Here is a 9812-nt window from a genome sequence, read left to right on the forward strand (position 1 = left end):
CTGCGGGAGCGCACCGCGGCACAGCCCTACCGGACCACGATCGAGCCGCGCGGGAGCGATTCCAATTCTTCCCTTCGCACTGGCTTGCGGCAACGAGCAATCGGGGCCGGGGGCCGGTATCTGGGGAAGCGTCGGCTATATCCCTGCCCACCGCCGTCACCCGTGACGCCAGGATCACGTTTTTACGGCTTCGACCAGACGCCAGGATCACGTCGTCACCGCCACGACCAGCGGTAACACCCCCTGACCTCGGCGACCCGGGCGCCCGGGAATTGGATCAAGAGGGGCTCGGACCGAGAGGAGCTCGGCACCTGGCGGGACACCCTCCAGGCAGCCGGATGGAAGGGCCGGGCGGTGATCATCGCGGCGGGGGATTGGGCTGTTGTCAGTGGTGTGGGGTTGCATGGGGGCATGAGTAACCAGGAGCTGCGTGCCGAAGCCGACGCCATCCTCGCTGAGCTGGTCGGCGATCCAGGGGGTTCGGCGCGCCTTCGGGAGGATCAGTGGCAGGCGGTGGCAGCCCTGGTCGAGGAGCGTCGGCGCGCCCTTGTGGTGCAGCGCACCGGCTGGGGCAAGTCGGCGGTGTACTTCGTGGCCACGGCCCTGCTGCGGCGGCGTGGCTCCGGTCCCACGGTGATCATCTCGCCGTTGCTGGCGCTGATGCGTAACCAGGTCGAGTCGGCGGCGCGGGCCGGCATCCAGGCGCGCACGATCAACTCGGCCAACCCGGAGGAGTGGGACACGATCTATGAGGAGGTCGAGCGTGGCGAGACCGACGTTCTCCTCGTGAGTCCGGAACGCCTCAATTCGGTTGATTTCCGTGATCAGGTCCTGCCCAAGCTCGCGGCCACGACCGGTTTGCTCGTGGTCGACGAGGCGCACTGTATTTCCGACTGGGGCCATGATTTCCGGCCGGACTACCGCCGGCTGCGGGCGATGCTGGCCGAGCTTCCCGCCGGTGTTCCCGTGTTGGCCACCACCGCTACGGCGAACGCGCGGGTCACGGCGGATGTCGCCGATCAGCTGGGTACGGGAGCCGGTGAGGCACTGGTGCTCCGCGGCCCGTTGGATCGGGAGAGTCTGCGACTGGGTGTGGTCCAGTTGCCGGACGCCGCACACCGCCTGGGCTGGCTCGCCGAACACCTGAATGAGCTTCAGGGCTCCGGCATCATCTACACGCTGACGGTGGCCGCGGCCGAGGAGGCCACCGCCTTCCTGCGCCAGCGCGGCTTCAACGTGGCGTCGTACACAGGCAAGACGGAGAACGCCGACCGGCTCCAGGCCGAGATCGATCTCCAGGAGAACCGCGTGAAGGCGCTGGTCGCCACCTCCGCGCTGGGGATGGGCTTCGACAAGCCGGACCTGGGATTCGTGATCCATCTCGGCTCGCCGTCCTCGCCGATCGCCTACTACCAGCAGGTGGGGCGTGCGGGCCGCGGTGTGGCCCACGCCGATGTGCTGCTGCTGCCGGGCAAGGAGGACGAGGCCATCTGGCGCTACTTCGCCGATACGGCCTTCCCGCCCGAGGCGCAGGTCCGCCAGACGCTCTCGGCTCTCGCGGGTGCGGGACGGCCGCTGTCCGTGCCTGCCCTGGAGGCGGCGGTGGATCTTCGGCGCAGTCGCCTCGAGTCGATGTTGAAGGTGCTGGACGTCGACGGCGCGGTCAAGCGAGTGAAGGGCGGCTGGACGGCCACGGGAGCCGACTGGGTGTACGACTCCGAACGCTACGCGTGGGTGGCCAAGCAGCGGGCGACCGAGCAGCAGGCCATGCGTGATTACGCGAGCACGTCCCAGTGCCGGATGGAGTTCCTGCGCCAGCAACTGGACGACGAGGGTGCGGCTCCGTGTGGCCGTTGCGACAACTGTGCGGGGGCCTGGGCCGATTCCTCGGTTTCGGCGGAGATGCTGACGGGGGCGGCCAGGGAACTGGACCGCCCGGGGGTGGAGGTCGAGCCGCGCCGCATGTGGCCGACGGGGATGCCCGCGCTGGGCATTGACCTCAAGGGGCGCATCCCGGCCAAGGAACAGTGCTCCACCGGGCGCGCCCTGGGGCGGCTCTCGGACATCGGCTGGGGCAACCGACTGCGCCCGCTGCTGGCCGAGAACGCGCCCGACGGGCCCGTCCCCGACGACGCCCTGAAGGCCGCGGTAGCCGTCATCGCCGACTGGGCGCGCTCGCCCGGGGGGTGGGCGCCGAGTGTTCCGGACGCCTCTGCCCGGCCGGTGGGAGTCGTCGCCGTGCCGTCCCTGACTCGGCCGCAACTGGTCGGTTCCCTCGCCCAGGGAATCGCGACCGTCGGCCGCCTCCCCTTCCTGGGCACGCTTGCGTATACGGGGCCGGGGGACGTACACGCGGCACGCCGCAGCAACTCCGCCCAGCGGCTCAGGACACTGTCCAACACTTTCACCGTTCCTGACGATCTGGCTGCGGCCCTGGCCGGCGCTCCGGGTCCCGTCCTGCTCGTGGACGACTACACGGACTCCGGCTGGACCCTCGCCGTCGCCGCGCGGCTGCTCCGGCAGGCGGGGAGCGAGCAGGTTCTGCCGTTGGTGCTGGCTGCGGCGGGCTGAGTATGGGGTGCTCAGGGCTGAGGCACTGAGCTGAGTCACTGACCGGAGTCGTAGAGGGGGACGTGCGAGCCCGGAGCATGGGCGAGCGCGTCCGTTGCCGTTTCTGCTTCTGCTTCTGGCGGCGTGTGCGGCTTGAGGCCCGTGCCGTTGACGGGTTCTGCGACTTTCAGGTTCACCGCCGCAGAAGCGCAGATCGACGAGACCGCTCCCGTTATCACTCGCGAGGACAGCGTGATCCATGCGCCGCTGCGCACGATCTGGAAAGGTGCAGACGGACGTCGAGAACTGGCCGTCGTGGCAGCCCGACGTCACCACGGTCACGAAGGGCACGCCGGGCATGCTGCGGCCGGGCTCGGTGTTCCGCTGGGAGACCCAAGGGCTGGGCGTCAACTCCGCCGTCAAGCAGGTCGTGCCCGGCAAGCGGCCGGCCTGGGGAGGCCCGGGCAGGGCATCACCGCCGTCCACGTGTGGACGTTCACGCCCACCAAGAACGGCGTGCTCGTCCACACCGAGGAGTCCTGGAGCGGCGCACCGGTCGGCGCCGACACCGCCAACCGGCAGGCCGACCTCGACGCCTCGCTCCACGCCTGGGTCAACAACCTCAAGCACGGGAGCGAGAGCCACGCCTGATCGCGGTTCGTGCGCCTCTTGCCCGAAGTCCCTGTCCACACACGGCCGCTGAGCTGGCGTCAGCAAGTGAACGACATGGCTGGGACAAGCATGGCCTGATGGGTCGGCTTCGCGCGAGTGGCCCTGCCGACTTGTGGACAACTCCTGTCGTGTCCCTGATCCGGGTTATCCACAGGTAAAAACGGAACCTTGAGATTCGCGGCATGGTCGTCACATGACGAATCACAGCGAAGCAGCCGGTGCACCCGGCACGGAACAGATCACCCTGCGCAACCCGTCCGAACTGGCCGAAGCGCTCCCGTACTTGCTCGGGTTCAGGCCCGAGGACAGCATCGTGCTTGTCGCCCTGCACCGCGGACGCTTCGGCGGGCGCGTGCGACTCGGGATCCCCGAGCGCCCCGGAGACTGGCCGTCCGTCGCGGACGAGATGGCCAAGTGCCTGATCAGTGGATGCGAGAGGAAGGACGGAACGCCGGACGGCATCGTCGCGTTCCTGTGCCGGGATCCGAAGGCCACCGAGACCGGTCGGCAGATCATGGAGCGCCTGCACCCACTGGCGCAGATGCTGCGCTTGGCTTGCGGCCGCCTCGACGTGCCCGTGGTCGAGACCCTCTGCATCGCCGACGATCACTTCTGGTCGTACAGCTGCCCGGTCGCGGAGTGCTGCCCGCCCGACGGCACACCGCTGGCCGCGTCCGGTACGTCCGTCACGGCGGCCGCGATGACCTACGCGGGCATCCAAGTGCGGCGCCCGCTAAGGGAGATGAGGGCCAGGCTCACGCCGTGGCAGACGGCGGCCGTGCCGGACCAGGAGCGTGCGCTGGATGCCGCGGCCATGGCTCTGGTCCCCAGGATTCTCGCCGGAGTCCCGCGCGTCGAGGTCGCGGACGAGACGCTCGATCTCGCACGGCGGGTCTGGAGCCGTTTCGGGCACCTGCCGACCGGCGGCGACACGCTCGAAGCCGATCTCAAAGACGACGAGCAGCTCGCGCATGACGAAGCGGCGAGGCTGATCCTCGGCCTCCAGGACCGGCTGACCCGGGATCACGCCGCCGAGTGGATGGAGGGCGACGAGGCACCACTTGTTCTGCGTCTGTGGCGAGCCCTGGCCCGCCGCTGCGTGGGTCCGTACGGCGAACACGCGGCGGCGCCGCTGACGCTCGCCGGCTGGGTCGCATGGTCTCTGGGCGACCGAGTGGAGGCAGGCGAGGCATTGGACATGGCCCTGGCGGCGGATCCCCGGTACGTCTTCGCCCGGCTCCTCATGGAGGCGTGCAGCGCGGACCTGGATCCGGAGCCGGTGCGGCGAAGCCTGCGCAAGACCCGGGACGAGCGGAATGTGACGCCGTCCGGGGCAGGTTCCGAGGAAGACTCTGACGGAGCCGGGGCAGGAGTAGCGGTGGGCGCGAGGCCCGTTGCCGGCGTCAATGCCGAAGGCGCCGCCGGCCGTAAGGGCGCAGGATCCTCTGGGCGGCCAAGTGCCGAGGACTCGCGGGAACCGGCCGAGGATCGAGTGACGCGGGCCCTGGAAGCGGCCCTGCGCCGGCGCGGATCGCGACGTGCAGGCGCGGGTAAGGGGCCCGCCCAGGCTGGGGCGCATGCGCCGAGGCGACCGCAGGGACGTCGCCGAGTGGGGCGACAGGGGACGAGGCGGGACGGATGAGTATCGGCTTGTGGCGCAGGTTCCGCATGCCCGCCTTTGTAGCAGCGCGGGCACCGGCCGGCGTGGGGGATTTGGGGAGGGGTATGGGGCGTCGGCTGCTCGGCTTCCTTTGCCGCGGGCGTGACTTGGGGTGGGGCAGGCCCGTTCACCTCTGTGGCACAGCCCGTGATCGGGCTGCGCCGCTGTCTCCCCGCCGACCCTTCGGAGCGCCATCGGCGCCTCGCGCGCGCCCAGCGCGGAAGGAGCCACCCCATGCCGCCCCCCGCGTCGTCGACCGTGTCCGCCGTATCGACTTGCGCCGTGCCGGTGCTGCTCGCCCTGGAGAAAGACGCCCCACCAGATGCCGTCGGACCGCCCCGCGAGACCGGTACCGCCGGTTGTCCGGGGACGAGGCGGCGGTGATGCCTTCAGCTGCACGCGCGCCGGAGCCCGAAGACTCGTTCAAGGCGTCCTTCGAGAGTCCCTTGGAGGACTCGTTCGTCGACCGCCTCGGCGGAGGTGCGGGCCGGGCCTCTCGAATCCCCGCATGGATGTCGCCCGCTCCACCGGCTGGGGTATCGACCGCGCCCGCTGGGGTGTCGTCCGCGCCCTCAGGGCTGGGAGCGCCATCCGGCACCGCGGGGCCGTCAACCGCCATCGCGGGAGCGCCATCCGCTCATGCAGTGACATCTGCAATCGCCCCAGCGATCTCGTCCGCTCACCGCAAGGACCCGGCTCCACCTGCTACCCGCAACGCTCCGCCCCCAAATGCGCACACCGGTCGCGCGAACACCCCAGCTCCCCGGCGCTCCGCGGAGCTGCCGCCGGCGCACACGGCGCTGATCTGCGTGGCCCTGCCCTCGCTCGCGATTTCTTCGCAGCAAGGGCAGTTGACGGGCGATGGCCTGGAGGGGTTCTACCGTGCCGGGCGCCGTCTGTTGTCGCGCTGCCTGCTCCGCGTGGCGGGGCGCGAGCCGGTCGCGGTTCAGGCCCGTATGGTCGCCGCCGACCGGGCCCGGTTCGTGGCGACGCTGAGGCCTGTCGTGGACGGCGGCCCCGACCCGGACATCATGGTCGAGCGGACGCGGCATGCCGACGGCACGGAGCGGATTACGCTGCGCAGCTCGGCCACACGCCCGCTGCGACTACCGGTCGAGGTCGCGCTCGGTACGGATCTGGCCGAGCTGGGCGCGGTGGCGGCCGGACGGCCGGGGCGTGCACTGTCCGCCACCGTCCACGACTCCGGCATGCGTTGGTCGTCGCCCGCGGGCCACGCCGTCGTCACCGCCGACCCGCCGCCCCGGGATGCGCTCGCCTCCGCAGGCCTGCTGCGCTGGGAGTTCGACCTGCCTCCGGGTGGCACGTGGAGTGTCGAACTACGGGTACGGTCCGACGGCGGTGGGACGGGCCGACCGGTCGGGCATGGCACCGCACGTCCGCTCGCCGGGGCGGAAGCCGCAGGGGACGACGCACGCGTGGGGCCGCTGCTGAGAACCTGCGCCGAGGACCTGCACGCATTGCTGCTGCGCGACCCTGGGCACCCCTCGGACCTCTACCTCGCCGCAGGCGCGCCCTGGCGCTGTGGTCTGGCTCCGGCCGAGGCGTTGGCGGCCGCGCGGATGGCGCTGCCTTTGGGAACCCGGTTGGCCGCGGGCACGCTCAGGGCCCTCGCGCGGACCCAACTCCCGGGTGCAGGAAGGGAGGCGGGGACGATCCCCGGCCCGCTGAGAGACGCAGGCCCGCATCTGCCGCCCGGCTGTACTGGAACCGAAGCGACCCTCCTGTTTCCGGCGCTCCTCGCGGAGGCGAGACGCTGGGGCCTTCCCGAGCAGGAGGTCGCCGAGCTGCTGCCCACCGCGGAGCGCTGCCTGCACTGGCTGCGGGCAGCCATTGGCGAAGGGACGTACCTGGCGGACCCCGGCCCCGGAGGACCGTTGCGCTGTGAGACCCAGGCCCACGCTCACCGGGCCGCCCTGCTCGGCGCGGATCTCCTCGACGCCCATGGCCGGCCCGGCGCCGTAGAACTGCGCCAGTGGGCCGAAGTGCTGCGGACACGGTTCAGGGAGGACTTCTGGGCCGAGGACCGCGGGGGCGGCAGGCCCGCCGCTGCCCGCACGCCGGACGGACGCCTCCTGCCCCACCTCGGCAGCGCCGCGGCCCACCTCCTCGACACAGGGCTGCTTGGCGGCGGTGTGATGGCGCCGGGACTCCTCGACAAGGTGCAGATCGAACAGCTCGCACGGCTCCTGGGCGGTCCGGCACTCGACTCAGGGTGGGGGCTGCGCAGTCTGGGCGTACGGGAGGCGTCGTACAACCCGTTCGGGCACCGTGGCGGTGCCGTGCGGGTGCAGGAGACGGCGCTGGCCGTTGGCGGCCTGGCCGATGCGGGCTACGAGAAGGAGTCGAGTTCGTTGCTGCGGGGCGTTCTGTCGGCGGCCGAGGCATTCGGGTTCCGGCTGCCCGAGATGTACGCGGGGGAGCAGCGTTGCGAAGGGGGCGCGCCGCTTCCGCATCCGGCCGCCTGCAGACCCGCGGCCACCGCCGCGGCGGCAGGGGTGCAGATCCTCGCGGCCCTCGCCGGGATCCGGCCGGACGCGCCCGCAGGGACGGTGACGCTGAGACCGATGCGCAGCGCACCCCTGGGGGAGATCGGACTGGCCGGGTTGCGGGTCGCGGGCGCACCATTCTCGGTGCGGGTCAGCAGACTCGGTCTCGCCATGGTCGAGGAGGCGGCCGACGGGCTGCAGTTGGGGGTGTGACCGGGGCGGACGTGAGTTCGGGAGATCGGCGGGGTCCCACCTCGGAGACTTCGAAGAAGGCCTTGATCGACGATCGCGAAGGGAGTGTTTATCGTCAGGAAGACGACTATGATCGCGGCATGTCGCCCTACGACCCGTCGGCCTTCCCGCCCTTCGCAGTCACCGTCGACCTGGTCGTGCTGACCGTGCGTCGTCACGCGCTCTGCGCGCTCGCGGTACGGCGAGGCGAACCGCCGTTCCAGGGGCGTTGGGCACTCCCCGGCGGCTTCGTACGGGACGACGAGGACCTGTCGTCCGCCGCGGCGCGCGAACTGATCGAGGAGACCGGGCTCAGCGCCCATGATCCCGCAGACCCGGACCAGGTAAATGGCGCGCACCTGGAGCAGCTGGCCACCTACGGCGACCCCAAGCGCGACCCTCGTATGCGCGTGGTCAGCGTCGCTCATCTGGCCCTGGCGCCGGATCTGCCCGCACCGCGTGCGGGTGGCGACGCGCACAGCGCGCGATGGGCACCCGTAGAGGCACTGCTGAATCAGAGCGGGTACGGGCGCGAGGGTGAGCAGGCGGCGCCCCTGGCCTTCGATCACGCGCAGATCCTCGCGGACGGCGTGGAGCGTGCCCGCTCGAAGATCGAGTACTCGTCGCTCGCTACGGCCTTCTGCCCGCCCGAGTTCACGGTCGGCGAGCTGCGGCGCGTGTACGAGGCGGTGTGGGCCGTGGCGCTCGATCCGCGAAACTTCCACCGCAAGGTGACAGGCACCCCGGGCTTCCTCGTGCCCACCGGCGGGACCACCACCCGCCAGGGAGGCAGGCCGGCCCAGCTCTTCCGCGCCGGGGGCGCGACACTGCTCAACCCGCCGATGCTGCGCCCCGAGGTGTGAACCGGAGCTGACCGGGCCTGACCTCCGGGCTCTGCCCGCCCACGCCGCGCAGGGACACCCGAAGCGCGCACCCTGCCCGAAAAGACGGAAATATCGCGTTATCTTGCTGCGGTACCCACGGGGTTCGTCCGTCCCCGCTCGGCGGACGGGTCCCGGCCGCCGAGCGGTCGCACATCCTGCGAGAGAAGCGATGATCCAGGCCTTCGGACTGACCAGCAACCCCCGCCAGGAGCTCCCGCCCGCTGTCGACGACGTGTCCTTCGAGGCGCCGACGGGTCGTGTCACGGCGCTGTTCGGTGCCCGCGCGTCCGGCAAGACGACGGCGGTTCGGCTGATGCTCGAACTCCAACAAGGCCGTGGAATCACGCATTTCAGAGGCCGCCCCCTGCATCGCATCCCCCATCCATCCCGCGAGGTGGGCGTGTTGCTCGGCGAGGTCCAGGGACATCCGTCCCGAACCGTGCGCGGACAACTGCGTATGTTGTGCGCGGCCGCAGGGGTGCCGGTGCAGCGTGCAGACGAGGTCCTCGAAGTCGTCGGCATCGTCAGCCTGCGTGAGCAGCGACTCGGCACGCTCTCGCGAGGCATGGACAGGCGCCTCGGCCTCGCCTGCGCGCTTCTCGCGGACCCCCACACCCTCGTCCTCGACGGACCCGCCGACGGGCTCTCGGTGCGTGAGGGCAAGTGGCTGCACGGCATCCTGCGGGCCCACGCGTCGCTCGGCGGCACTGTGCTCTTCTCCACCGACGACGCCAAGGAAGCGGCGCGGACCGCTGACCGCGTGGTCACCATGGAGGCAGGGCGCGTCATCGCGGACCAGGGAGTCGCGGACTTCTCCCGTACGCGGTTGCGCCCCCGCGTCGCCGTGCGCAGCCCGCATGCCGCCCGGCTCGGTGTCCTGCTGGCCAAGGAGGCGCGCGCGAAGCAGCGATCCGTCGAGGTCGTGAACGAGGACGGCAACCGTCTCTCCGTATACGGCAGTAACTGCGCGGACGTCGGCGAAACCGCGTTCCGCCACAGCATCCTGGTCCACCAACTCGCGGACGAGGTCGGGGATGCGGGGCCGGCGGTGAGTGTTCCGGCACGGGCCCACACTGAAGCAGTCCGCGACGCGGAGCCGACCGCGCCTCAGACGACCGTCGTGGAGGTATCGCTCGCCGAGACGCCACCTCCGGCCACAGAGCCGTCGGAACCCGACGCGGACCTTGTCGGCGCCTCCTCCCCGGCCGAGTCGCCGCAGCGTGACGACCCGGGCCCTCAGGCGCCCGGAACTTCCTCAAGCCCAGCCCCCGCCCCTCCCCCCTCCCCCCTGTCCCCCCTCCCACCCCC

At 71.2% G+C, this 9812-nt stretch carries 7 protein-coding genes; 6 read left to right on the plus strand and 1 reads right to left on the minus strand.

The genetic code is table 11. The features are described 5' to 3' along the window. Positions 1-411 precede the first annotated feature (411 nt). Positions 412-2571: a RecQ family ATP-dependent DNA helicase gene (locus tag CG723_RS00365; protein WP_100591124.1), complete on the plus strand. Its 2160-nt coding sequence runs from the start codon at positions 412-414 to the stop codon at positions 2569-2571. Positions 2572-2606: 35 nt separating this feature from the next. Here CG723_RS00365 and CG723_RS45995 read toward each other — a convergent pair whose 3' ends face one another. Then, positions 2607-2825, minus strand: coding sequence for a hypothetical protein (locus CG723_RS45995; protein ID WP_159032363.1), 219 nt, complete (start codon positions 2823-2825; stop codon positions 2607-2609). A 211-nt stretch (positions 2826-3036) separates the two neighbouring features. Here CG723_RS45995 and CG723_RS46000 point away from each other — a divergent pair, with 211 nt between their 5' ends. The 5 genes from CG723_RS46000 to CG723_RS47265 form a co-directional block, all read left to right on the plus strand. Then, positions 3037-3201, plus strand: a complete 165-nt coding sequence (locus tag CG723_RS46000) for a hypothetical protein (RefSeq protein ID WP_159032364.1) — start codon at positions 3037-3039, stop codon at positions 3199-3201. Positions 3202-3415: 214 nt separating this feature from the next. Further along, positions 3416-4864: a DUF4192 domain-containing protein gene (locus CG723_RS00370; protein ID WP_100591125.1), complete on the plus strand. Its 1449-nt coding sequence runs from the start codon at positions 3416-3418 to the stop codon at positions 4862-4864. Between the two features lie 530 nt (positions 4865-5394). Next, positions 5395-7602, plus strand: a complete 2208-nt coding sequence (locus CG723_RS00375; RefSeq protein ID WP_442802517.1) for a glycogen debranching N-terminal domain-containing protein — start codon at positions 5395-5397, stop codon at positions 7600-7602. Between the two features lie 119 nt (positions 7603-7721). After that, on the plus strand, positions 7722-8483 hold the full coding sequence (locus tag CG723_RS00380) for an NUDIX hydrolase (protein WP_100591126.1): 762 nt from the start codon (positions 7722-7724) through the stop codon (positions 8481-8483). A 190-nt stretch (positions 8484-8673) separates the two neighbouring features. Continuing rightward, the coding region (locus CG723_RS47265; protein WP_234374064.1) for an ATP-binding cassette domain-containing protein at positions 8674-9812 on the plus strand (1139 nt) is incomplete at its 3' end.

The sequence above is a fragment of the Streptomyces sp. CB01635 genome (assembly GCF_002803065.1).
GTDB lineage: Bacteria > Actinomycetota > Actinomycetes > Streptomycetales > Streptomycetaceae > Streptomyces.

Bases quoted from the DNA above. Each gene is read 5' to 3' on its own strand.
- CG723_RS00365 (WP_100591124.1), top strand. From the start codon at position 412: ATGAGTAACCAGGAGCTGCGTGCCGAAGCCGACGCCATCCTCGCTGAG.
- CG723_RS00370 (WP_100591125.1), top strand. From the start codon at position 3,416: ATGACGAATCACAGCGAAGCAGCCGGTGCACCCGGCACGGAACAGATC.
- CG723_RS00375 (WP_442802517.1), top strand. From the start codon at position 5,395: ATGTCGCCCGCTCCACCGGCTGGGGTATCGACCGCGCCCGCTGGGGTG.
- CG723_RS00380 (WP_100591126.1), top strand. From the start codon at position 7,722: ATGTCGCCCTACGACCCGTCGGCCTTCCCGCCCTTCGCAGTCACCGTC.